We start from the raw sequence: 21627 nt of genomic DNA, 5'->3' as shown, positions 1-21627 counted from the left end.
CTGGCGACTGTGACCAGCGTCAAGCCTGGCGGGAAATGCGTGTCCGGGCGTGACGGGCAGGTCGGTAGTCTTCCCCTCATGTACGGCTACGACCAGAACGTGAGCGCAGGGCAGCAGTACGCCGCCCCGCAGCAGATGGCCGGCGGGTACGGCGAGCAGCCGCTCTACCCCGAGCCATCGCCGCCGTCGCTCGCCGACGCGGTGCGGGCCTTCACCACGGGGTCCCTGTCCGCGGAGGACTTCCAGCAGATCTTCGCCACCTCGAAGGTCTACTGCCCGCGCGGCGAGACCCCAGGATTCCTGGCGCTGCACAACACGCAGCAGCCGGTCATCCCCATGTTCACCACGCTCAAGGAGCTCCGCCGGTACGCCGGCAAGGAGTCCAAGTACTTCGTGATCACCGGCGCCGAGGTGATCGACCTGCTGCCCACCGGGTACGGCTTCGTCCTCGACATGGAGGGCGACCACCGGATGGTCTTCGACGCCAAGGCGGTCGAGCAGATGGTCGACTTCGCCATGCGCCGCATGTATGGCTAGACGCCATTGCTGCGGACGGCTGGACGTTTTTCGGCCGGTGGCGGGGCGGGGTCGGCCGGGAGCTACCGGGCCGGGTGCGCCCGCTGCGGGACCTGCTGCGCCCGGAAGGTGACAACCCCCGGTTCGTCGAGCCGTGCACGCGCACGCTGGAGGAGGGGCTGGGCGGGGCGCTCAGGGCACTCTCGCCGGTCGACTCGGTCGTCGTCACGCCGTAACCGCAGGTCGGACCACTCGCGGCCCCGGGGGAATTCCCCCGGGGCCGCTTCTGTTCTGCGAGGTGTGGCAGAAAGTTCGAGTTTCAACTAAACTCGAAGCATAAGGAGGTCCTGACCATGCCCGCAGTGACTGTTGAGAACCCGTTGACCCTTCCGCGAGTGGCCGAGCCGCAGGCCGCCGTCCCGCGCAAGGTGCTGGCCGTCGTCTCCGCTCCCGGTGGGTTCGAGGGCGAGGGATTCCCGGTGCGCCGCGCCTTCGCCGGGATCAACTACCAGTACCTCGACCCGTTCATCATGATGGACCAGATGGGCGAGGTGGAGTACGCGCCGGGAGAGCCCAAGGGCACCCCCTGGCACCCGCACCGCGGCTTCGAGACCGTCACGTACCTGATCGACGGAACCTTCGTCCACCAGGACAGCAACGGCGGCGGCGGAGTCATCAACGGCGGCGACACCCAGTGGATGACCGCCGGATCGGGCCTCCTGCACATCGAGGCCCCGCCGGAGTCCCTCGTCGTGTCCGGCGGGCTCTTCCACGGCCTCCAGCTGTGGGTGAACCTCCCGGCATCCGACAAGATGATGCCCCCGCGCTACCAGGACATCGGCGGCGGCCAGGTCCAGCTGCTGACCACCCCGGACGGCGGCTCCCTGCTGCGCGTGATCGCCGGTGAGCTCGACGGCCACCAGGGCCCGGGCATCACCCACACCCCGATCACGATGATCCACGCGACCGTCTCGCCGGGCGCGCAGATCACCCTGCCGTGGCGCGAGGACTTCAACGCCCTGGCGTACGTCATGGCCGGACGCGGGTCCGTCGGCGAGGACCGCCGGCCCGTCCGCACCGGGCAGACGGCCGTCTTCGGCGAGGGCGGCTCCCTCACGGTGCGGGCGGACGAGTCCCAGGACTCCAACGCCCCGGACCTGGAGATCGTGCTCCTCGGCGGCCGTCCGATCCGGGAGCCGATGGCGCACTACGGTCCGTTCGTCATGAACAGCCAGCACGAACTCCAGCAGGCCTTCGACGACTTCCAGGCCGGCCGGCTGGGCCGCATCCCCACCACCGCGCGCACCGGGCTCGGCCACCGCGGCGCCGGCAACGCGGAGGACTGACCGGCCCCGACGGGCTCCGGCCGGGAGCCCGTCCCGCCCCACGCGGCGTCCGCCGGGCTCACGGCGCCTGGTCGGGGCCCGTCTTCGACTGCTCGTGCAGCTCGAACCAGATCGACTTGCCCTCGCCCTGCGGGTCCACGCCCCACGTGTCGGCGAGCATCTCCATCAGCAGCACCCCGCGGCCGCTGGAGGACATCTCGCCCGGGTGCCGCTTGTGCGGGAGCTCGTCGCTCCCGTCCGCGACCTCCACGCGCAGCCGGCGGGCGCCCAGTTCGCCCACCGCCTCCGCCACCAGCAGCGCGTCGCCGTCCGTGTGCAGCAGTACGTTCGTCACGATCTCGGAGACCATCAGCACCGCCGAGTCCACCTGGTCGGCGTCGGCCCAGTCGTGCAGCAGCTCGCGGACCTGGCGGCGGGCGCCCGCGATCCGTTCCGGTTCGTCCTGGGCCACCGTCAGCACCGTGCGGCGCGCCGGGCGGGCCGGGTGCGCCGGCGGGGTGCCACAGGCACAGCCGTCGCCCTCGCCCTCGCCCTCGCGGCACAGCAGCACCACGGCTATGTCGTCCTCGCGGCGGTCGGCCAGCGGGCCCGTGGTGTGGTGCGAGGACGGCCCGTGCACGGCCTGGACCAGCAGGTCGGCCAGCCGTTCGAGGTGCGGGGGCTCGAAGCGTCCGGCGCCCGGGCCCTCCGGTTCCCGCGCGCCGACGGCCCCGTGGGTGTCGGCCTCCAGGACCGCGCGCAGCCGCGCCCAGCCCGTGTCCAGGTCGTGCCCGCCGGTCTCGATGAGCCCGTCGGTGCACAGCATCATCGTCTCGCCGGGTTCCAGGGTGAACCGGGTGGTGGGGTAGTCGGTGTCGGGGACGATCCCGAGGGGGAGCCCGCCCGCGGTGGGGCGCATCAGCACGGTGCCGTCCGTCATCCGGATCGCGGGGTCGGGGTGGCCGGCGCGGGCCACCTCCAGCATCCCGGTCTTCGGGTCGCACTCCACGTACAGGCAGGTCGCGAACCGCGGGCTCTGGAAGTCCGCGTCCACCTCGGCGGCCGGTCCCGAGCCCATGCCGGTGCCCGCGGCCTCGTACGGATCGGACTCCTGCGAGGCGCACAGACCGGCCAGGAAGCGGGAGGCACGGGAGAGCACCGCGTCCGGCCGGTGCCCCTCGGACGCGTACGCCCGGACGGCGATCCGCAGCTGGCCCATCAGCCCGGCCGCCCGCACGTCGTGGCCCTGCACGTCGCCGATGACCAGCGCGAACCGGCCCGAGGGCAGGGGGATCATGTCGTACCAGTCGCCGCCCACCTGGAGCCCACCGCCGGTCGGGACGTACCGCGCGGCGATCTGCATGCCGGGGATCTCGGGGCCGAGCTGCGGCATCATCGACCGCTGCAGTCCGGTCGTAAGCTCCCGCTCGGATTCGGCCACTCCGGCGCGCTGGAGCGCCTGGGCCAGCATCCGGGCCACGGTCGTCAGGACGGACCGCTCGTCGGGCGAGAACGACGCCGGGTGCTTGAAGGCGGCCATCCAGGCGCCCATGGTCCGCCCGGCCACGGTCAGTGGCAGGAAGGCCCAGGACACCCGGTCGAAGCGCTGGGCGAGCGGCCAGGTGGCCGGGAACCGCCGTTTGTAGTCCTCCGGCGTGGCCAGGTAGATCGCCCGGCCGGTACGGACGACCTCCGCGGCCGGGTAGTCCGTCTCCAGCAGCATGTCCGTGAAGGGTTCCTCGTCCCCCGGATCGTGCCCGTGGTGCCCGATGATCGACAGCCGGTCCCCGGCCACACCGAAGACGGCCAGCCCGTCCGGGCTGAACCCCGGCATGGACAGCGAGGCCGCGACCCGCAGCACCTCGGCCGTGGACCGGGCCTCCGCCAGCGCGCGCCCCGCGTCCAGCAGGAAGGCCTCGCGGGAACGCCGCCAGTCGCCCGTGATGGGGGTGTGGGCGGCCGTGGTGCCGGGCTGCGGCTCGGCGATCTCCTGGATGGTGCCGATCAGCTCGTAGTCCACGCGCCCCTCGGCGGAGCGGCTCTCCAGCGGTTTGGAGCGGCTGCGGACGGTCCGCAGGACCCGCCCGTCCACGTCCATGATCCGCAGCCGGGCCTCGGCGAGGGTGCCCTCGGCGACCGCCAGGTTCACGATCCCGTTGATCTCGTTCCAGTCCACCGGGTGGAAACGGGACCGTACGGAGACCTCCGGCAGCACCACGGGCTCGGCGGGCAGCCCGAGGAGCCGGGCGGCCTCACCGTCGAGGGTGACCGTCCCGGAGGCGTTGTCCCACCGCCACAGGCCCGTCGCGATGGCGGCCAGGACGTCCTCGGTGCGCACCCGGCCATCTTTACAGGTCATCTCCGTCAAGTGCCTGTCAGGAGGGACGGCCGGACGCATTTGCGCAGGCTGGAGGGAGTGCCCGACCCGTCACCCTCCCGGACGGTAACCTTGGGACGGTTGAATCCACCCTGGTATCGCGTAGAACTGGATGACTGATGCATCGGTACAGGTCCCACACCTGCGGCGAGCTCCGCGCTTCTGACGTCGCCGCCGACGTCCGGCTGAGCGGCTGGCTGCACAACCGTCGAGACCTGGGCGGCATCCTCTTCATCGATCTGCGGGACCACTACGGCATCACGCAGCTCGTCGCCCGGCCCGGCACCGCCGCGAACGAGGCGCTCAGCAGCGTCTCCAAGGAGACCGTCGTCCGCATCGACGGCAAGGTCGTCTCCCGCGGCGCGGACAACGTCAACCCCGAGCTGCCGACCGGCGAGATCGAGATCGAGGTCGCCGAGGTCGAGGTGCTCGGCGCGGCCGCCCCGCTGCCGTTCACGATCAACACCGACGACGGTGTGAACGAGGAGCGGCGCCTGGAGTACCGCTTCCTCGACCTGCGCCGCGAGCGCATGCACCGCAACATCATGCTGCGCTCGGCGGTCATCGCCTCCATCCGCTCCAAGATGGTGGCCCTCGGCTTCAACGAGATGGCGACGCCGATCCTCACCGCGACCTCCCCCGAGGGCGCCCGTGACTTCGTCGTGCCGTCCCGCCTGAACCCGGGCAAGTTCTACGCCCTGCCGCAGGCTCCGCAGCAGTTCAAGCAGCTGCTGATGATCTCCGGCTTCGACCGCTACTTCCAGATCGCGCCCTGCTTCCGCGACGAGGACGCCCGCGCCGACCGCTCGCCGGGCGAGTTCTACCAGCTCGACGTGGAGATGTCCTTCGTCGAGCAGGAGGACGTCTTCCAGCCGATCGAGCGCCTGATGACCGAGCTCTTCACCGAGTTCGGCAACGGCCGCGAGGTCACCTCGCCGTTCCCGCGGATCCCGTTCCGCGAGTCGATGCTGAAGTACGGCAACGACAAGCCCGACCTGCGCGCCAAGCTGGAGCTCGTCGACATCACCGACGTGTTCGAGGGCTCGGAGTTCAAGGCGTTCGCCGGCAAGCACGTGCGCGCGCTGGCCGTCCCGGACACCGCCGCGCAGCCGCGCAAGTTCTTCGACGGCCTCGGCGAGTACGCGATCTCGCTGGGCGCCAAGGGCCTCGCCTGGGTCCGCGTCGGCGAGGACGGCGCCCTGACCGGCCCGATCGCCAAGTTCCTCACCGAGGAGAACGTCAAGGTCCTCACCGAGCGCCTGGGCCTGGCCCCCGGCCACGCGGTGTTCTTCGGCGCGGGCGACTTCGACGAGGTCTCCAAGATCATGTCCGGCGTTCGGGTCGAGGCGGCCAAGCGCGCGGGCCAGTTCGAGGAGAACGTCTTCCGCTTCTGCTGGATCGTCGACTTCCCGATGTACGAGAAGGACGAGGAGACCGGCAAGATCGACTTCTCGCACAACCCCTTCTCCATGCCCCAGGGCGGCATGAAGGACCTGGAGGAGAAGGACCCGCTCGACATCCTGGCGTGGCAGTACGACATCGTCTGCAACGGCATCGAGCTGTCCTCCGGCGCCATCCGCAACCACGAGCCCGAGGTCATGCTGAAGGCCTTCGAGATCGCCGGCTACGAGGCGGAGACCGTCGAGCGCGAGTTCGCCGGCATGCTGCGCGCGTTCCGCCTCGGCGCCCCGCCGCACGGTGGCATCGCCCCGGGCGTCGACCGCATCGTGATGCTGCTGGCCGACGAGCCGAACATCCGCGAGACGATCGCCTTCCCGCTGAACGGCAACGCGCAGGACCTGATGATGGGCGCGCCGACGGTCCTGGAGGAGGCCCGTCTGCGCGAGCTGAACATCGCGCTGCGCAAGCCGGTCGAGACGAAGGCGGCGGAGCGGCCGGTCTCGGACGCGGTCGTCCCGGACGCCGGGTCCCCGCGGGGCTGAACCCGCTGGTACTCCGAAGGCGGCGCCCCCTCTCCTCGCGGGAGGGGGCGCCGCCTTTTGCCTGCGTACGGGACTTGCCTGCGTACAGCCTTGGCTGCGTACGGCCGGGTACTAGAACCGGTCGAGGATGCCCTTGAGCAGGGCGGCGGAGGTCAGCTCCGCGGGGGCCGGGCCGGCGTGGAAGAAGCCGGCGTTCTCGGCGTCCAGCTTGCGCAGGAAGTCGAAGGCCTTGTTGTCGTGCTCGCCGAACGCGACGAACTGCCAGTGGATGCCGGGCGCGGTGGCGGCGGCGTCCGTGATCGCCTGCCGGGCGGGCTGGCGGTTGTCGGGCGCGCCGTCGGTCTGGAAGACGACCAGGGCCGGGCCCTCGCCGCCGTCCTTCTGGTAGCGCTCGACGACGGCCTCGACGGCCACGTGGTAGCTGGTGCGGCCCATCCGGCCGAGCTCGGCGTGGCGGGCCTCGACCCAGCCCGCGTCGTGGGAGTCGAGGGCCAGGTCGGCGGTGCCGTCCACCTCCGTGGAGAAGAACACGGTGTGCACGGTCGCCTCGTCGTCGAGGTGCGCGGCGAGGGCGAGGGCGTGGTCGGCGAGGTACTGCGCGCTGCCGTCCTTGTAGAAGCCGCGCATCGACCCGGACCGGTCCAGGACGAGGTACACCTTGGCCCGCGCGCCGGCCTTGCCCTGGCCGCGGAGCACCTGGCCGGCGGCCTTGTAGGGGCCGGCGATCCCGGGCGCCCGACGCCGTACGGCGGCCGGCGCGTGCGCGGCCGTCTGGGCGGCCTCCGGGGTGGCCCCCTCGACCTCGTCCCCCTGCGGCTCGGCTGCGCCGGCCTCGGCGGCCACCGGCTCGGCCTCCGCCTCGGCCACCGGCTCGGCCTCCGCCTCGGCCTCCGCCTCGGCCTCCGCCTCGGGCGCGGTGTCAGCCACGGGCTGCTCCGCCTCCGGCGCGGTGGCCTCGGCTGCCGCAGGCTCGTCCTGCGCCTGCGGCGCGGTGTCGGGCTCCGCCGCGACCGCTGCGTCCAGGGGCTCCGCCTCCGGCGCGGCTACGCCGGCCTCGGCGGCGGCCACCTCGGCCTCGGGCTGCTCCGCAGCGGCGGGGGCGTCCGCCTCCGGCGTGGTGGTCTCCGCGGCCGGCGGCTCGTCCTGCGCCTCGGGCGCGGGTACGTCGGCCTCGGCGGCCAGCGGCTCCGCCTCCGGGGCGGTGGCTTCGGCTGCCGCCTGCTCCGCCTCGGGCTCGCTGTCAGCCGCGGGCTGCTCGGCGGCGGCGTCGTCGGCCTCGGCGGCAGCCGCCTCGGGCTCGGCCTCGGGCTGCTCCGCAGCCGCGGGGGCGTCCGGCTCCGGCTCAGCGGCCTCGGCGATCTGCGGCTCCGGCTCGGCCGCCGGTGCGGCCTCTGCTTCTGCCTCCGGCTGCGCGGCGGCGGCCTCGGCTGCCGCCGGCTCGGGCTCCGCGGTCGCGGGGGCGTCCGCCTCCGGTGCGGTTGCGTCGGCCTCCGCGGCATGCGGGGTGGTCTCCGGGCCGGGCGTCGCCGCAGGCGAACCGGTGGATTCCGGGCCGGGCGTCGCCGCAGGCGAGGGTGCTCGGCGGGCTTCCGGGACCGTGGGGTCCGCGGGCGGGGCGGGGGCCGTGAGGACGGTCCCGGGCTCGCGGTCCCGCGGAGCGGACTGAGGAGGAACAGTGGGGTTGTCGAAGGACGCCGCCACCAGATCGGCGGCCACGTCCAGGGGCGTACGTTCCGCCTGGTTGGGGACAGCGGCCGAAGGGGCGTCCGTAGTCTCCGGAACGGGTTCTTCAGTCCGTCCGAACACCTTGCGCAACAAGCTCCGAATACCCATGGGCCAGGCCTTTCGCATGAGTGCGTGCGTCATTTGTCCGTGCTGCGCGGTTGATCCCTGCCCAGAGTGGACACGTAAGGTTATCGGCCGCCCGGCTGGATCTTCGGCAGGGTCGCCTTTCGTGGCGTCCGGCTTCCAAACACGCCCACACCGGGCTCGAACTGCCGCTCCGACGTGCCGGGTTCACCGACCGTTCATCCCCGCGCCGCCACTTCGGCGCAACCCGGGCCTAGCGTCACGGCTGGATTGTTCCGACACGTTGTCGGTGCCCACGCAGCTACTCGGAGGACACTCGTGCGCAAGCTTCTGCCGCTCATCGGCAACCCGCATGGGAGCGGCCGGTCCGCTCTCACCTGTCGCTACCGCTGTGGCGACGCCTGCTTCCACGAGGTGCCGAACACCAGCGACAACGAGTACGCAGGCGACGTCATAGCCCGTGCGTACTCCCGCCGCTCGATGCTGCGTTCCGCCGCCGTCGTGACGGTCGCCACCGCCGCCGGCTCCGCCGTGGCCCTCAGCGGCCCGGGGCAGACCGCCAACGCCAGCCCGTCCGGTGAGGCCGCGGCCGCCGGCGCCGGCAAGGGCGGCGAGGCCGCCCGCGGCCTGCGCTTCAAGGCCGTCGCGCCCAACACCGACGACAAGGTCACCATCCCCGAGGGCCACGAGCAGAACGTGGTCATCCGCTGGGGCGAACCGATCCTCAAGGGCGCTCCGGGCTTCAACCCCGACAAGCAGACCGCCGCCGCGCAGGCCGGTCAGTTCGGTTACAACAACGACTTCCTGAGCCTCCTCCCGCTCGGTGGCGACTACGAGCGCCAGCAGCTGCTCGTGGCCAACCACGAGTACACGGACGAGATCCTCATGTTCAAGGGCTACGACCCGGCCAAGCCGACCCGCGAGCAGGTCGAGATCGCCTGGGCCGCACACGGTCTGTCCGTGGTCGTCGTCCAGGAGGACCACCGCAGCGGCAAGCTGACCGCGGTCACCCGCCACCAGCTCAACCGCCGCCTGACGGCCACCAGCGAGTTCAAGCTGACCGGTCCGGCCGCGGGCAGCGCCCTGCTGAAGACCTCCGTCGACGCCACCGGCACCAAGGTGCTCGGCACCCTCAACAACTGCGCCGGCGGCACCACCCCGTGGGGCACCACCCTCCACGGCGAGGAGAACTTCAACCAGTACTTCGGCAACGCCGGCCAGGTCACCGACCCGACCGCCGCCGCCCGCCTGAAGCGCTACGGCGTGACCGCCGGCGCCACCGAGCGCAAGTGGGAGCTCTTCGACAAGCGCTTCGACGTGGCGCAGGAGCCCAACGAGTCGCACCGCTTCGGCTGGGTCGTCGAGCTGGACCCCTACGACCCGCACTCCGTCCCGCGCAAGCGCACCGCGCTGGGCCGCTTCAAGCACGAGGCCGCGCAGCCCCGCCTGACCGAGGACGGCCGCCCGGTCGTCTACATGGGCGACGACGAGCGCTTCGACTACTTCTACAAGTTCGTCTCGTCGAAGCAGATGAAGAAGGGCACCTCGCGCGCGGCGAAGGAGCACAACCTCACGCTGCTCGACGAGGGCACCCTCTACGTCGCCAAGCTCACCGGCGACTCCCCGGCCGCCGAGGTCGACGGCACCGGCAAGCACCCCTCCGACGGCGAGTTCGACGGCTCCGGCGTCTGGATCAAGCTGGCCACCGGCAACGTCTCGCACGTCGAGGGCATGACCGCCGAGGAGGTGTACGTCTTCACGCGCCAGGCCGCCGACAAGGTGGGCGCCACCAAGATGGACCGCCCCGAGGACGTCGAGCCCTCCCCGCGCACCGGCCGCGTCTACATCGCGCTCACCAACAACACCGACCGGGGCAAGCCGGGCAAGGAAGGCGCGACCGAGCCGAACCCGCGCAACCTGAACAAGCACGGCCAGATCCTGGAGCTCGCCGAGAACTTCGACGACCCGGCCGGTGACGGCTTCGCCTGGCGGCTCTTCCTGGTCGCGGGTGACCCCAACGACCCGGCGACGTACTTCGCGGGCTTCCCGAAGGACAAGGTCAGCCCGATCTCCTGCCCGGACAACGTGGCCTTCGACCCGCACGGCAACCTGTGGATCTCCACGGACGGCAACCAGCTCGGCTCCCACGACGGCCTGTTCGGCGTCGCGACGGCCGGTGACCGCCGCGGTGAGCTGAAGCAGTTCCTGACCGTCCCGCGCGGCGCCGAGACCTGCGGCCCGCTCATCCAGGACAAGCGTGTCCTGGTGTCCGTCCAGCACCCGGGCGAGATCGACGGCGCGTCCGTCGAGAAGCCGCAGTCGGTGTGGCCCGACGGCCCCGGCAAGATCGTCCGTCCGGCCGTCGTCTCGGTCTGGCGCAAGGACGGCAAGAACATCGGCGTCTGATCCGGTGGTTGGGCGGATGGTCCGCGTGAGGCGTGTTTCACGTGAAACATCCGCCCGGCCCGGTCAACTGCCGTTCGGCAGCCGCCCGACCGGGAGCGCGAGCGTCGTCAGCGCGCCCCCGTCGGGCGCGTTGGCGAAGCTCAGCGTGATCTCCAGGACCGCCGCCTGTCCGGCCACGATCGTGAGCCCCAGCCCGTGGCCGCGTCCGCGGCCCGGGTCTCCGGTCCGGAACCTCTGCGGGCCCTGCTCGATCAGCTCGGGCGGGTAGCCGGGCCCGTGGTCGCGAACCGTCACCACCGGCCCCTCCACGGTCACCTCGACCGGCGGCCGGCCGTGCTTGTGGGCGTTGGCGAGCAGATTGGCCAGGATCCGGTCCAGCCTCCGCCGGTCGGTGAGGACCACGGCGTCCCGGACGATCCGCACCGAGGCGGTGGGCCCGGCCCCGGCGACGGCCCGCTCCACGGCCCGGCCGAGTTCCACGCGGGCCAGATCGGCCCGTTCCACGCCCGAGTCCAGCCGGGAGATCTCCAGCAGGTCCTCGGTCAGCAGGTGCAGGGCCTTCAGCCGGTCGTTGATCATCTCCTTGGGGCGGCCCTCCGGCAGCAGCGCCGCCGCGGCCAGCGAGCCGGTGAGCGGGGTCCGCAGCTCGTGCGCGACGTCGGCCGTGAAGCGCTTCTCCGCCTCCAGCCGGTCCTGGAGCGAGCCGGCCATCGAGTCCAGCGCCTGCGCCACGTCCCGCACCTCGTCCCGGTCCCGGGAGCGGCGGCCCTGCCGTCGGTCGTCCGCGCGGGAGGGGAAGCCCACCCGGGCGTCCAGGTCCCCGGCGCTGATCCTGCGGGCCACGGCGGCGGTGGTCGCGAGCCGCCGGCTGATCCGGTCGGCGAGGAAGAGGCCGGCCAGCGCCACCACACCGGCGGCGAGCGCGGCGGAGGCGAGGATCGCGGTGTCGATGTCCCGCAGTCGGCTGCGGGTGTTCTGGAACGGGATCCAGACGGCGAGTGCCTGTTCGTCGGCAGGGGCGGCGGCCCACATGACGGGCTTGCCGTCGTACGAGCCGACCATGCTGCCGGTGGCGCCGCGGGCGACGAGTTCTCGCAGCAGCGCGGGGAGCTGGGGCGGGTCGAGGACGGCGTTCACGTCGCCGTGCGTGGTGCCGTACTCGTAGTGGCTGAGGGCGTGCTCCAGGGCCGTGTCCGCGTCCTTGCGGACCGCGCCGACGATCTGCTCGGCGACCACGTTGTGCACCAGGATCCCCAGCACGGCGGCGACCATGCAGCACACCATCGTGGTGGTCAGGGCGATCTTCCAGCGGAGGCTGCTCAGCGCGTGCATCGCTGCCCGTCCGGGCTGAGCGGGACACCGGTCAGGGACGGGCAGTCGTCGAGCGTGAGCTGGGAGAGGTTCATGATCCCGGCCTTCGGGTCCCACACGTAATCGGAGACGGCGACGTACGTGGGGTTCGACGTCGGTTCGCGGACCGCGAGGTGTTCGGCGGCCACCTCCACGCCCTCCAGCACCGCCGGCCGGGACAGGATCCGGGCGATCCTCCCGTCGTCCTGGACGGTGTAGACGCGCAGTTCGCTGAGCCGGCCGTCGATGTCCAGTGCGGTGATCAGTTCCTCCCGGCCGTTGCCCGTCAGGTCGTGCAGGACCGCGGGGCGCACCGGGCAGTCGGGCCCGCCGTCCACAGCCTGTGTGCAGAGCGCGAGCCGCTGGACGGCCCGGGGGTCGACGAGCCGGCCGGTCCCGCCGTCCTGTTCGGTGGCGGAGGTGATGTCGGCGCGTACGACGTCCAGCGCGTTCACCCCGCGCATGCTCAGGCCCGCCACCTTGGGGAGACCGGGCACCACGGCGGCTGTGCCCGGTTTCTGGTCCGGCGCCGGCGGGTCGGGGCGGATGTCCTTCCACAGGCTCAGCGGTGCGTGCACCGTGCCGAGGTCGCCCTCGTTCTTCAGTCCCTCCACATCGGCGCACCCCGTCAGGAGGACGGCGAGGACGATCACGGCCGGGGCGCGGTGCATGTTCCGATGCTCTCCCGCCGGGCGGTTCCCGGCCCGGACTCAGGCCCATCCGGGGGACCGGGGGTCAGGCCTCCGGCCGGGCGATGGCGCGGGCCGCCGCGACCTCCTGGTGGACGGGGGCCAGGACGCTCGACGTCCCGCCCGGGGGCTCCGCCTCGACGCGTTCCGGGAGGGTGCTGCTGCGGACCCGCTCGGCCAGGTCGCGCAGCCGGGAGGCGATCTCCTGCACTTCGTCCGGGTCGGGCGGCGCCGCGCCGTGGTTGACGCGGACGCGCGCGGCGGTGGTCGCGTCCACGATCCGCTCGACGGCGACGACCAGCGGCCACCAGGCGGCGGCCCGCGCCCCCGTCGGCGGCGGCTCGGTCAGCGCCCGCTGGAACTCGTTGCGCACACCCGACAGGTCGCGGTAGATGCGCCGCCGGGCCTGGAGGCGGGCGGTGCGCGCCGCCGCGTGCGCGGCCTCGTCCGGGAGCGGGGCGAAGGCCCGTTCCACGTAGCGCGCGGCGTCGTCCACGGTGTCGGCGAGCCGGTCCCCGATCCGCGTGTGCCAGCTCTCGGGCCACAGCAGGTATCCCGCGACGAGGGTGATGGCGCAGCCGATCAGGCTGTCCAGCAGCCGGGGGCGGATCAGGTCGAAGCCCTGGTGGTTGAGGAGGTCGGAGAGCAGCAGGATCACCGGCGTGATCGCGGCGGTCTGGAAGGCGTACCCCTTGACGGAGAAGGCGGGGATCAGGGCGGCGAGCACCATGAGCACCGGTACGTCCCACCAGCCGCGCGGTACCTCGGCGAGCACGGCGGCCGCGATGACGAGGCCGCCGGCGGTGCCGACCGCGCGCAGCACGGCCCGGGAGAACACCGAGCCGAAGTCGGGCTTGAGGACGAAGGTGACGGTCAGCGCGACCCAGTAGGAGCGCTCGACCTCGATCACCGAGACGAGTGACTGCGCGAGCCCGATGCACAGCGCGAGCCGTAGCCCGTACCGCCAGGAGGCCTCGGAGAACATCATGTCGCGCACCGCCCGCCGGGCCCGCACGCGCAGGGCGGCGGGCCGGCCGAGGCGGTCGTCCACGTTGTGCAGGTCGGGTTCGGCGAGGTACACGATCTTCGCGGCATGGCGCAGGGCCGCGTCGACGGCCCGCTCGGCCGGGGTGTGCGCGGCGGGCAGTTCCAGGACCGGGGTTCCGGTGCGGCCCTCCTCGATGGCGTCGGCCAGGTCCCGTACGGCCGCCGGGATCTCGGGCGGCAGCGGCCTGCCGCGCAGGTGTGCGGCGGGAGCGGCCTCCACCAGCGGGATCACGACGTTGAGGTGGGCCAGCATCCGCACGAGCGAGGGGCTGCGGCCGTGCACCCGGGCCCGGCGGCCGAGCACGAGGTCGTAGGCGTGGTTGATGGCGTGGGTGACCTGCTGGCGGCGTTCGTCGTAGAGGGCGCCGGGCCCGCCGGCGGCCTCCAGGGCGGTGGCCAGTGCCCGGTAGGTGTCGGCCACGGCGGTGCGCTCCGGCTGCCGGCCGCGCAGCGGCCAGCCCAGCAGGGTCAGCGCGAGCACGAACAGTCCGCCCGCGCCCAGCAGCAGCGGGGCCGTCCACCAGGGCTGGGGGAGCGGGAGTCCGGCGCCGATGACGGCGTTGAGCAGGAGGAGCAGCCCGGACACGGAGGCGACCGTGCCGATGGAGGAGATCATCCCGGAGACCAGGGCGATCAGGGTGAGGGCGCCGACGGCCAGCCAGCCGTGCCCGTAGACCAGGGTGCCCAGGGCCACGCCGACGGCGCCGAAGAGCTGCGGGACGGCGATGTTCAGGACCCGCATCCGGTAGGCGTCGGCGGTGTCGCCGATGACTCCGGCCAGGGCGCCCATGGAGGCGAGCGCCCCGTATTCGGGCTCGTCCAGGGCGAAGCCCACGGCGAGCGGGGTGGCCAGGGCGACCGCGGCGCGCGCCACGGCGGCCCAGGGGATCGGGGCGGAACTGGGCTTCAGCCCGTTGAGCAGCCACGCGGGGGGAGCGAGCGGATGGTGCCGGGCTCGCCGGGACGATATGTGTTCGGTGCGTTCGGTGCTCATCCCGCTTCCGTGCCGCCGCTCGCGAATCGGTTCTTCTGGGCTCTTCTGCGTCGTTCTGCGTGTGTTGGTACCTTCCGAGCTTATGGGGTGCGGCGCAGCCGGCCCATCACCCATGCGGCCAGTGCGGCGGTGAGCCCGATCACCAGCACCACCCAGGCGGTGGTGCGCAGGAACGCGGTGAGGGCGTCGTACACGGCTCCGGCGGCGGGCCGGTCGATGTCGGCGGGCAGGTCGTCCAGGGTGAGCCGGCGGCACACCTCCACCGTGAGCCACAGCAGACCCGCCCCGACCGCGAGCCCGAGTCCGGTTGCCATCAGGGCGCGCCTGCGGTGGACGGCGACCGCGATGGCGGCCGCGGCCAGGACCAGGGTCAGCACGGGCAGCCAGACGCCGGCGAACTGCAGCATGTGGAAACCCTCCCGGAGGGCGCCGAGGTCGTCGTACTCCATGACCTTCACGGACAGATGCGTCACCGGGATGCGGTCGGCGAAGGGCACGCCGCCCTCGACGAGTTCGCCCTTGACCTGGGCTATGACGGGCGCGAGGTCGATGGTGACGGCGTCGCCGTGGCCGGTGGTGAGAGCGTCGAGGAAGGCGGCGTGGGCGGCGCGGTTGGCCGCGTCCCAGGCCGTCTGGTAGGCGGGGGTGCCCGCGAAGGAATGCAGGGCCTCGCTCAGCAGCGCGTCCACGCCCATCTGGAAGGGACCCGCGTCGATCTGCCCGGCGAGGGCGCGGGTGACCTGGGTGACGACGACTTCCTGGACGGCGGGGTTCGCGGCGAGCGGGGACATGGCGGCGGTGTAGCGGTCGGCGTTGCCGAGCTCGTGGTCCGCCCAGTACGCGACGGCGCTCGCGGGCACCAGGAGGGCCACGAGCGCGATCAGTACCGCCGACAGGATGGTGCGCACGTCATCAGGGAAAGCGGGTGCGGGCCCGGGCGCGAGCGGTGTTGCTGCGGTTGGGGGTCGGCCGTCCGGCGGCACGGCATCCTTGCCTTCGAGATCCTGGATATCTAATATCCAGATTATGAAGATGAGCGAGGGCGTCGAGTGGGCGCTGCACAGCTGCGTCAACCTGGCCTGGAGCGGCCCGGACCGGGCTGTTTCGGCAGCGCGGCTGGCCGCGTGGCACGACCTGCCCGCCGCCTACCTCAACAAGCAGCTGCAGGCGCTCGCCCGGGCGGGCATCGTCACCTCCGCCCCCGGCCCCCGGGGCGGCTTCAAGCTGGCCCGCCCGCTCGCCGCCGTCTCGCTCATGGACGTGGTCGCCGCCGTCGAGGGGCCCGAGGAGGCCTTCCGGTGCGCGGAGATCCGGCAGCAGGGTCCCGGTGCCGGCGCCCCGGCGGCCGATGCCGCCGACTGCGCCATCGCGCACGCTATGGCCCGGGCCGAACTGGCCTGGCGCAAGGCCCTCGCCGCCCAGAACCTCGACGAGATCCGGCAGCAGGCCGAGCGGCAGGCCCCCGGGGCCCCGGCCCGGCTCCGCGCCTGGCTCGCCGCGCCGTAGCGACACCGCAGCCACCGCACCACCGCAGCCACCGCACCACCGCACCGCCCCGCACGTTCGGAAACGGAAACGGAACCAGGGAGCTCGGCATGACGCGCAGCATCATCAACCCGGCAGGACTCCACACCCCGACCGACTACGGCTACAGCCACATCGTCTCCGCCCCCGGCGAGCAGGTCTTCATAGCCGGCCAGTACGGCTCCGACGCGAGCGGCCACGTCGTCTCCGAGGACTTCGCCGACCAGGTCGAGCGGGCCTTCGCCAACCTCCGGACCGCCCTTGAGGCCGTCGGCCTCGGCCCCGCCGACGTCGTCCGCATCGGCACCTACGTCGTCGACCACGACCAGCGGAAGCTGGAGGTCCTCCTGAAGCAGCTCCACGCCACCTGGGGCACCGAGCTGCCCGCCCAGACCCTGATCGGGGTGGCCGCACTGGCCCTGCCCGGCATGCTCTTCGAGATCGACGCCGTCGCGGTGCGCACGCCCTGACCGTTGATCCACTTGCCGGTCCGGGGTGGCGGGTGTGCCCTGGAGGATGGGAGAGAGGAGCCCGTCATGGCACATGCGGCACCCACCGCCCCCGGGCGGCAGCCCTGGCAGTCGGCGGACATGGCCCACCTGAGCAGGAGCGCCTACGCGCGACCCCTGCTCGCCGGACTCGTGTACGGCGTATGGGCCGCCTTCATCCAGCGCCAGACGGGTCCGGTGGACGCGGGCAACGTCTTCTACGGGATCCTGTGCGGCGTGCTGTTCGCCGGGATCTTGTTCGCCCTGGCCCGGATCGGCCCCCGCCTCAGGCGCGAGGTCCACGCCGCCTCGTACGGCGTCTTTCTCGGCATCGCCGCGGGCTACCTGCACAGCCTCACCAACGAGTCCGTGCTCCGCTCCACCGTCATCGGCCTCTTCGTCGGCCTAGGCGTCGGCCTGGCAGCCTACTACCGCTACTACCAGCGCGAGAACTGACGCCTGGACCCGAGACGCGGAGCAGCGCCCGGACCGAGGCGCCCGCAGGACCGCACCGGTCCTGCGGGCGCCTCGGGTCGCCCTTACGCGGCCGAGTCGGCGGCCGTGGCCGTCTGCTGCGGTTCACTCTCGGATTCGACGGCGACGGCCACGGCCTGGGCCTTCGGTGGCTCGGTCGGCTCGGCCTTGCGGACCGGTGGGGTGAATCGCGTGACCTCGGCGCGGAGCATGGCGTTCAGGGCGGTGTACGGGTCGAGGGGCATGGCGGAACCTCACGGTGCTCAGGGGGGTGGGGGCTGCGCTGCGACCGGGGGTGTCCCGGGGGATGTCCTGCCGGAGGGGGCTGACACCTCCTCGGCCCGCTCAGCAGCGCAGGACCACACTCCGCACCGTCCGCAGGGACAGGGCCGGTTCGGCCGTCTCCGCGGCCGGCCCGCACGGCGGCGCGTCCGGGTGTTTCACGTGAAACACCGCAAGGGTGACCCGCCGTACGCCGGGCAGCCCGCGCGCGATGGTCCGTACGGCCGCCCGTGCCTCCGGGTCAGCGGCCGGATCGGACTGGCCCTCGCCCGGTTCGCCGGGCTCGGAGGGCGCCACGGAGGCGGGGCGGGACTCGGCGGCCGCGGCCCCGGCCGGGCCGGCGCCGAACACGCACAGCAGCACGACACAGGCCGCGGTCAGGGCCCGGGTCAGTGCCGTACGTGCGCGTCGCCTCCCGCTCATGCGAGGGGTGTGCCCCGCCACGCCGGGCGACTCCCCGACAGGTCCCAAGAAGCCCCCGACCGGGGGACGAAGACACCCCCCACGGCTGACGGACGGCCGTGGGGGGCGGGTTGGGGGTGCGGCCGCGCCGGACCGCCGGATCGCGGGGTCAGGTCAGTGGGTGCGGCGCTGCCCGGTCAGCCGGGCCAGCACGGCGGTCTCGCCACTGAGCAGCCGCAGTTGGGGCCGCCCGACCGGATCCTCCCGGGCGGTGGCCCCGCCGGGGGAGACCCGTACGACGGTGAACACGGCCGTACGGCTGTCCGCGCGCGGGATCTCGATGGTCCGGCCCCGCCGCAGCTCGCCGAGGCGCAGCCCCTCCGCGGTGACCACGGCCGTCCCGGCCGCCCCGGGTGCGGGACCGTCGGTGTCCCAGACGACCTCGTCGCGGTCGCCGGTGAGCGGCACGTCGACGCCCAGGCTGGGGATGCGCAACCGCAGCGGCCGCGCGGCCCGCAGGGGTCCCGTGACCGTTCGCAGCGGCCCCGCTGCGGTCCTCGGCGACCGCTCTCCGCGGCCGGGGGTGTGCGGCCCGGACTCCCCGGACTGTTCCAGCTCCCGCACGAGCCGGCGGTGCCCGGACAGCCCCAGCGCCCGCGAGGGCAGTGCGTCGTCGGTGGTCACGGCGGCGGGCTTGGCGCCCTCGGTCCGTTGCAACACCACGATGCCGGTGGACAACAGAGCCACCGTCAGCGAGGCGACGACCCACTGGGCGCGGGGCATGGGAATCCCTCCTGTCCGGCACGGGCGGCCGGGTCATGTGAGCAGTGGACACCTCCTGTGCCCATCGGCACCCGGTGAAACACCGGGGACTGACGGACCGTCACTGGCGTGTCGTCCCCGGGTCCCCGCGTTTCCCCAGCTCGCACCGTATGCCCGGGCCCCTTCCCGAGCCCGTGGGCGATGCGCCCGAAAGGGTGACGGGAAGGTGGCGCCGGTGTCTCACATCGGGAGGGTGGCGCCGGTGTCTCACATGACGACGGCGGCCGTGCCCGCGCCCATCACGACGGCGGCGAGGTGCACGGCCGGGTGGCCGTAGTCGCCGTACCAGAGGTGACGGACCAGGCCGCCGAGGGCGGCCAGGGCGGCGATGACGCCGATCTGGCCGAACAGCGTGACGGCGCAGCAGGGGGCCAGGAGCAGCAGGAACGAGTTCAGCCAGAACGGGGCGGCGCCCGTCCAGCCTCGCCATTCCCTGATCGCCGTCGGCATGTGCTACCGGCCCCCTCGTCGTCAACTCGTCGGCTGCACAGCCTCCTTGGGGGCAGAGGCGGGCGCAAGGGCCCGTTCGGCTAGATAGCCGAAGGCCAGGCCGAAAGTCGTCCACAGTGTGGTCTGGATGGCCAGGGACGTGAGGCGGAAGTCCCAGATCAGCGCGGCCGGGAAGGCCGCCGGGACCTCGTTGACGCCGGGCAGGAGGCCGTACGAGACGCCGATGGCGAGGACGAAGGCCGCACCGGCGGCGATCGACGCGTTCCAGTTGCCGAGTCTCGGCGCGAGCCGCCGGCCGAGGATCAGCGCGCCCGCAGCCAGCAGCGCGCTCAGGGCGATCATCAGGAGGTAGAGGGCGGTCCGCCGCCCGGCGGTCTCCGGGTCGCCGACGGCGGGGGGATTGGCGGGGTACTTGAGGAACGGCACCAGGGTGACGGTGACGAACAGGGCCGCGGTGACCAGCGCGGCCGTGGCCCGCGGGCCGAAGCGGCCGATGCGGCCCAGCGCGTAGCAGTAGACGAGCGCGGCGATGCCGCCGAGCGCGACCGCGTACATCAGGACGCCGGTGCCGAGGCCGGCCGTGGCCTGGAGGGCCCGGCTGACCGGTGCCTCCTCGCCGTGGTCGTGTCCGGCCGCGGCGGCCTCCTCGATGGCGATCGCCGCGTCCACCTTGGACTCACCGAGGAGGTACGCGACGAGGAAAGCGGCGGCGCCGGCCAGCAGACCGGCGAGCATGCCCCTGACGAGCAGCGTGCGGGGGGAAACGTTCATGGGTCGGTTCCCTTGCGGAGACGAAGGTCAGTGGCAGGGGAATCAGTGGCAGGGGAAGCCGAGGAGGTGGCGTCCGTCGTGGAACCACTCGTGGATCGTCTCTCCCTGGAAGACCGCGGTGGCGCCCTGCTCGGCGCCGACGAAGTAGAGCAGGACCAGCATCAGGATCCCGACGAACACGGCCCAGGGGGCCAGTGCGGAGAGCGAGATGGGGGCGATGGCGGGGGCGTTCGTCGTGGGCACGGCGGAGTGGGCCATGGCAGAACCTCCAGAGGGAACACGCGTCCCGGTCAGTGGTGCTCTCGACGACGGTGACGGGTCTGACTCGCCTCCCCCTCCGGGAGGTTTCACAGTGGCGCGACCGTGCCGGATTCTCACCGGTGCTTCCGTCGTACCGTCGTCATGCAGTTGTGTCGTCTGGACCGTACCGCGCTTACGCTCCCCTTATGAAGACCCCGTTGATACGTGTCCGTCTTTCGAGGCTCCCACTGGACACGGCCGCCCGCCAGGGCCGCTTCGGTCACGCGCGGCCCTGTCCCGGGTACGAGGGGCTGCGCGGCCTGGACGCGGGGGAGTGGGCGGGGCGCACCCTGGACGAGGTGGCGGCCGGTGACCCGGCGGCCCTCCAGGCCTGGATGACGGACCCCGGGTACGCGCCCCCGGGCGGGGAGTCCGTGGACGCGCTGATCGCGCGCGTCGGGGCGGAGCTGGCCGCACTGCCCGCGGGCACCCACCGGATGGCGGTCGAGCAGGCCGTCGTACGGGCGGCCGTGGTGTACGCCCTGGAGCTGCCCGCGCCGGTCTTCTGGCGGCTGGACGTACGGCCGGAGTCGGTGACCACCCTCACCGGGCGGGCGGGGCGCTGGAACCTCCTCGTGGGCGGGCCGCAGGACGCGGATCAGGGCTGACGCGGCTTCGGCCCGGACCCCGCGACGCGGTCCGGGCCGAAGGTCAGGCCTTCTCGTCGAGCGCTACGCGACGATCCAGTCGGACGTGGCGATCACCGGCTGCACGCCGTCGCGGTGCACGGTGCCCTCGATCAGGCCGTACATCCGGTCCGCCGCGAAGTAGACCTCGTTGTCGTTCTTGAGGCCGAAGGGCTCCAGGTCGACGAGGAAGTGGTGCTTGTTGGGGAGGTTGAGGCGCACCTCGTTGACCTTGGGGCAGTTGTCGAGCACGCGCTCGGCCATCTGGTTCAGGGTCTGCTGCAGCGAGTACGAGTACGTCTCCGCGAAGGCTTCCAGCATGTTCTTGCGGACCTTCTTGTACGACTGGTCCCAGTCGTACGAGGCGTCGTCGGCGGCCAGCGCCGAGTGCGCCCAGCGCGCGGTGACCTTGGTCGCCAGGATACGGTCGTACGCCTCCTGGAGGGTCGTGTACTTGTCCTTGATGTAGCCGTGGAACTCGGAGTTGGTCGAGTTCATCACCGTCAGGTCCTTCAGACCCGAGATGACCTGCAGGCCCGTCGTCTCGCTGTAGGTGATCTGCGCGGTGCGCACCTCCTGGCCCTTGCGGACGAAGGAGTGCTGCTCCTTGCGCGTCGGGACCGGGATGCGGTCCCACACGTACTCCTCGATGCGGATCTGCGCCTCGCGGATCGGCTGCTGCGAGGAGACGAAGTGCTTGGCGAGCAGGATGCCGAAGGCCTCGGGGGAGTCGATGCCGTGCTCCTTGCCGAAGGCGTACACCGTGTTCTTGGTGGTGTCGGTCGGCAGGCAGTTGGCGTTGTTGCCGGTGAGGTGGACGTCGCGGAACTCGCCGCGGAGCGCGACCGAGACGTTGAGGTCGCGGATCTCGTGCCAGGAACCGTCGCCGCCCTTGCGCGTGACCTTGACGATGCGGTTCTCGGCCTTGCCGTACTGGTTCTGTGCCAGGACGTGCTTGCTCATGGCTGTCTTCCTTCGGGTACACGGAGTCCGGCTGACTGGATCCCGTACGCCCGGCGTCCAGCGGAAGGC

Annotated in this window: 22 protein-coding genes; 9 read left to right on the top strand and 13 right to left on the bottom strand. The window is 72.5% G+C overall.

Translation table 11 applies throughout. The annotated features are described in order from the left end of the window. Nucleotides 1-78: 78 nt before the first annotated feature. From IF88_RS0128595 to IF88_RS0128585, 3 genes are all read left to right on the top strand, one after another. The gene (locus tag IF88_RS0128595; protein ID WP_030302361.1) at nt 79-537 is read left to right on the top strand and encodes an SseB family protein; all 459 of its coding nucleotides are present in this window, start codon (nt 79-81) and stop codon (nt 535-537) included. 74 nt (nt 538-611) lie between these two features. Further along, nucleotides 612-752 carry a hypothetical protein gene (locus IF88_RS46775; RefSeq protein ID WP_158754615.1) on the top strand — a complete coding sequence of 47 codons (141 nt, stop codon included), beginning with the start codon at nt 612-614 and terminating at the stop codon, nt 750-752. A gap of 117 nt (nt 753-869) precedes the next feature. Further along, nucleotides 870-1862 carry a pirin family protein gene (locus tag IF88_RS0128585; protein WP_030718663.1) on the top strand — a complete coding sequence of 331 codons (993 nt, stop codon included), beginning with the start codon at nt 870-872 and terminating at the stop codon, nt 1860-1862. 58 nt (nt 1863-1920) lie between these two features. On the opposite strand, the gene IF88_RS0128580 is transcribed toward IF88_RS0128585, so the two are convergent. Further along, the gene (locus IF88_RS0128580; protein ID WP_030718661.1) at nt 1921-4179 is read right to left on the bottom strand and encodes a SpoIIE family protein phosphatase; all 2259 of its coding nucleotides are present in this window, start codon (nt 4177-4179) and stop codon (nt 1921-1923) included. Between the two features lie 158 nt (nt 4180-4337). On the opposite strand from IF88_RS0128580, the gene aspS reads away from it, so the two are divergent. Further along, the gene (gene aspS, locus IF88_RS0128575) at nt 4338-6161 is read left to right on the top strand and encodes an aspartate--tRNA ligase (protein WP_030718658.1); all 1824 of its coding nucleotides are present in this window, start codon (nt 4338-4340) and stop codon (nt 6159-6161) included. 111 nt (nt 6162-6272) lie between these two features. On the opposite strand, the gene IF88_RS42900 is transcribed toward aspS, so the two are convergent. Further along, nucleotides 6273-7877, bottom strand: coding sequence for a VWA domain-containing protein (locus tag IF88_RS42900; protein ID WP_078893201.1), 1605 nt, complete (start codon nt 7875-7877; stop codon nt 6273-6275). Between the two features lie 411 nt (nt 7878-8288). Here IF88_RS42900 and IF88_RS0128565 point away from each other — a divergent pair, with 411 nt between their 5' ends. After that, a complete protein-coding gene (locus IF88_RS0128565) occupies nt 8289-10376 on the top strand; it encodes a PhoX family protein (protein ID WP_030718652.1) in 2088 nt (695 codons plus the stop codon). Between the two features lie 63 nt (nt 10377-10439). Here IF88_RS0128565 and IF88_RS0128560 read toward each other — a convergent pair whose 3' ends face one another. The 4 genes from IF88_RS0128560 to IF88_RS0128545 all read right to left on the bottom strand — a co-directional run bounded on the left by IF88_RS0128560 (nt 10440) and on the right by IF88_RS0128545 (nt 15364). Beyond that, nucleotides 10440-11708, bottom strand: coding sequence for a sensor histidine kinase (locus IF88_RS0128560; protein WP_037807337.1), 1269 nt, complete (start codon nt 11706-11708; stop codon nt 10440-10442). After that, nucleotides 11696-12397 carry a hypothetical protein gene (locus IF88_RS0128555; RefSeq protein WP_030718647.1) on the bottom strand — a complete coding sequence of 234 codons (702 nt, stop codon included), beginning with the start codon at nt 12395-12397 and terminating at the stop codon, nt 11696-11698. Before IF88_RS0128555 ends, IF88_RS0128560 begins: the two co-directional genes overlap by 13 nt. 64 nt (nt 12398-12461) lie before the next feature. Further along, nucleotides 12462-14456: an FUSC family protein gene (locus IF88_RS0128550; RefSeq protein ID WP_078893200.1), complete on the bottom strand. Its 1995-nt coding sequence runs from the start codon at nt 14454-14456 to the stop codon at nt 12462-12464. An 80-nt stretch (nt 14457-14536) separates the two neighbouring features. Further along, nucleotides 14537-15364: a hypothetical protein gene (locus tag IF88_RS0128545; RefSeq protein WP_030718641.1), complete on the bottom strand. Its 828-nt coding sequence runs from the start codon at nt 15362-15364 to the stop codon at nt 14537-14539. A gap of 124 nt (nt 15365-15488) precedes the next feature. On the opposite strand from IF88_RS0128545, the gene IF88_RS0128540 reads away from it, so the two are divergent. The 3 genes from IF88_RS0128540 to IF88_RS0128530 all read left to right on the top strand — a co-directional run bounded on the left by IF88_RS0128540 (nt 15489) and on the right by IF88_RS0128530 (nt 16924). Beyond that, nucleotides 15489-15962: an RrF2 family transcriptional regulator gene (locus IF88_RS0128540; protein ID WP_030718639.1), complete on the top strand. Its 474-nt coding sequence runs from the start codon at nt 15489-15491 to the stop codon at nt 15960-15962. A gap of 89 nt (nt 15963-16051) precedes the next feature. Continuing rightward, complete coding sequence (locus IF88_RS0128535) at nt 16052-16450, top strand: RidA family protein (protein WP_030718636.1); 399 nt, start codon at nt 16052-16054, stop codon at nt 16448-16450. A 66-nt stretch (nt 16451-16516) separates the two neighbouring features. After that, complete coding sequence (locus IF88_RS0128530) at nt 16517-16924, top strand: hypothetical protein (protein WP_030718633.1); 408 nt, start codon at nt 16517-16519, stop codon at nt 16922-16924. An 83-nt stretch (nt 16925-17007) separates the two neighbouring features. Here IF88_RS0128530 and IF88_RS0128525 read toward each other — a convergent pair whose 3' ends face one another. The 6 genes from IF88_RS0128525 to IF88_RS0128500 form a co-directional block, all read right to left on the bottom strand. Continuing rightward, nucleotides 17008-17187: a hypothetical protein gene (locus IF88_RS0128525; RefSeq protein ID WP_030718631.1), complete on the bottom strand. Its 180-nt coding sequence runs from the start codon at nt 17185-17187 to the stop codon at nt 17008-17010. Between the two features lie 100 nt (nt 17188-17287). Next, nucleotides 17288-17647 carry a hypothetical protein gene (locus IF88_RS0128520; protein ID WP_158754612.1) on the bottom strand — a complete coding sequence of 120 codons (360 nt, stop codon included), beginning with the start codon at nt 17645-17647 and terminating at the stop codon, nt 17288-17290. 153 nt (nt 17648-17800) lie between these two features. Continuing rightward, complete coding sequence (locus IF88_RS42395; RefSeq protein WP_051837698.1) at nt 17801-18409, bottom strand: class F sortase; 609 nt, start codon at nt 18407-18409, stop codon at nt 17801-17803. A gap of 246 nt (nt 18410-18655) precedes the next feature. Beyond that, nucleotides 18656-18898, bottom strand: a complete 243-nt coding sequence (locus tag IF88_RS0128510) for a hypothetical protein (RefSeq protein WP_030718623.1) — start codon at nt 18896-18898, stop codon at nt 18656-18658. A gap of 21 nt (nt 18899-18919) precedes the next feature. Beyond that, complete coding sequence (locus IF88_RS0128505) at nt 18920-19669, bottom strand: CbtA family protein (RefSeq protein WP_030718621.1); 750 nt, start codon at nt 19667-19669, stop codon at nt 18920-18922. A gap of 42 nt (nt 19670-19711) precedes the next feature. Then, entirely contained in the window at nt 19712-19927 is a 216-nt protein-coding gene (locus IF88_RS0128500; RefSeq protein ID WP_030718619.1) for a CbtB domain-containing protein, read from the bottom strand. Nucleotides 19928-20115: 188 nt separating this feature from the next. On the opposite strand from IF88_RS0128500, the gene IF88_RS41015 reads away from it, so the two are divergent. Next, entirely contained in the window at nt 20116-20577 is a 462-nt protein-coding gene (locus IF88_RS41015) for a histidine phosphatase family protein (RefSeq protein ID WP_051837696.1), read from the top strand. 63 nt (nt 20578-20640) lie between these two features. Here IF88_RS41015 and pucL read toward each other — a convergent pair whose 3' ends face one another. Beyond that, nucleotides 20641-21558, bottom strand: a complete 918-nt coding sequence (gene pucL, locus IF88_RS0128490) for a factor-independent urate hydroxylase (protein ID WP_030718614.1) — start codon at nt 21556-21558, stop codon at nt 20641-20643. Nucleotides 21559-21627: the final 69 nt, after the last annotated feature.

Source organism: Streptomyces sp. NRRL F-2580, from assembly GCF_000720115.1.
Classification (GTDB): domain Bacteria; phylum Actinomycetota; class Actinomycetes; order Streptomycetales; family Streptomycetaceae; genus Streptomyces.
This window is presented reverse-complemented; position numbering and strand designations above follow the sequence as displayed.

Excerpts from the sequence above, each read along its gene's own strand:
- IF88_RS0128535 (WP_030718636.1), top strand. The coding sequence starts at position 16,052 with ATGACGCGCAGCATCATCAACCCGGCAGGACTCCACACCCCGACCGAC.
- IF88_RS0128525 (WP_030718631.1), bottom strand. The coding sequence starts at position 17,187 with ATGCCCCTCGACCCGTACACCGCCCTGAACGCCATGCTCCGCGCCGAG.
- IF88_RS0128505 (WP_030718621.1), bottom strand. The coding sequence starts at position 19,669 with ATGAACGTTTCCCCCCGCACGCTGCTCGTCAGGGGCATGCTCGCCGGT.
- IF88_RS0128560 (WP_037807337.1), bottom strand. The coding sequence starts at position 11,708 with ATGCACGCGCTGAGCAGCCTCCGCTGGAAGATCGCCCTGACCACCACG.
- IF88_RS0128510 (WP_030718623.1), bottom strand. The coding sequence starts at position 18,898 with ATGCCGACGGCGATCAGGGAATGGCGAGGCTGGACGGGCGCCGCCCCG.
- aspS (WP_030718658.1), top strand. The coding sequence starts at position 4,338 with ATGCATCGGTACAGGTCCCACACCTGCGGCGAGCTCCGCGCTTCTGAC.
- pucL (WP_030718614.1), bottom strand. The coding sequence starts at position 21,558 with ATGAGCAAGCACGTCCTGGCACAGAACCAGTACGGCAAGGCCGAGAAC.
- IF88_RS0128530 (WP_030718633.1), top strand. The coding sequence starts at position 16,517 with ATGGCACATGCGGCACCCACCGCCCCCGGGCGGCAGCCCTGGCAGTCG.
- IF88_RS42395 (WP_051837698.1), bottom strand. The coding sequence starts at position 18,409 with ATGCCCCGCGCCCAGTGGGTCGTCGCCTCGCTGACGGTGGCTCTGTTG.
- IF88_RS0128540 (WP_030718639.1), top strand. The coding sequence starts at position 15,489 with ATGAGCGAGGGCGTCGAGTGGGCGCTGCACAGCTGCGTCAACCTGGCC.
- IF88_RS0128555 (WP_030718647.1), bottom strand. The coding sequence starts at position 12,397 with ATGCACCGCGCCCCGGCCGTGATCGTCCTCGCCGTCCTCCTGACGGGG.
- IF88_RS0128595 (WP_030302361.1), top strand. The coding sequence starts at position 79 with ATGTACGGCTACGACCAGAACGTGAGCGCAGGGCAGCAGTACGCCGCC.
- IF88_RS0128500 (WP_030718619.1), bottom strand. The coding sequence starts at position 19,927 with ATGGCCCACTCCGCCGTGCCCACGACGAACGCCCCCGCCATCGCCCCC.
- IF88_RS41015 (WP_051837696.1), top strand. The coding sequence starts at position 20,116 with ATGAAGACCCCGTTGATACGTGTCCGTCTTTCGAGGCTCCCACTGGAC.
- IF88_RS0128520 (WP_158754612.1), bottom strand. The coding sequence starts at position 17,647 with ATGAGCGGGAGGCGACGCGCACGTACGGCACTGACCCGGGCCCTGACC.
- IF88_RS0128585 (WP_030718663.1), top strand. The coding sequence starts at position 870 with ATGCCCGCAGTGACTGTTGAGAACCCGTTGACCCTTCCGCGAGTGGCC.
- IF88_RS0128550 (WP_078893200.1), bottom strand. The coding sequence starts at position 14,456 with ATGAGCACCGAACGCACCGAACACATATCGTCCCGGCGAGCCCGGCAC.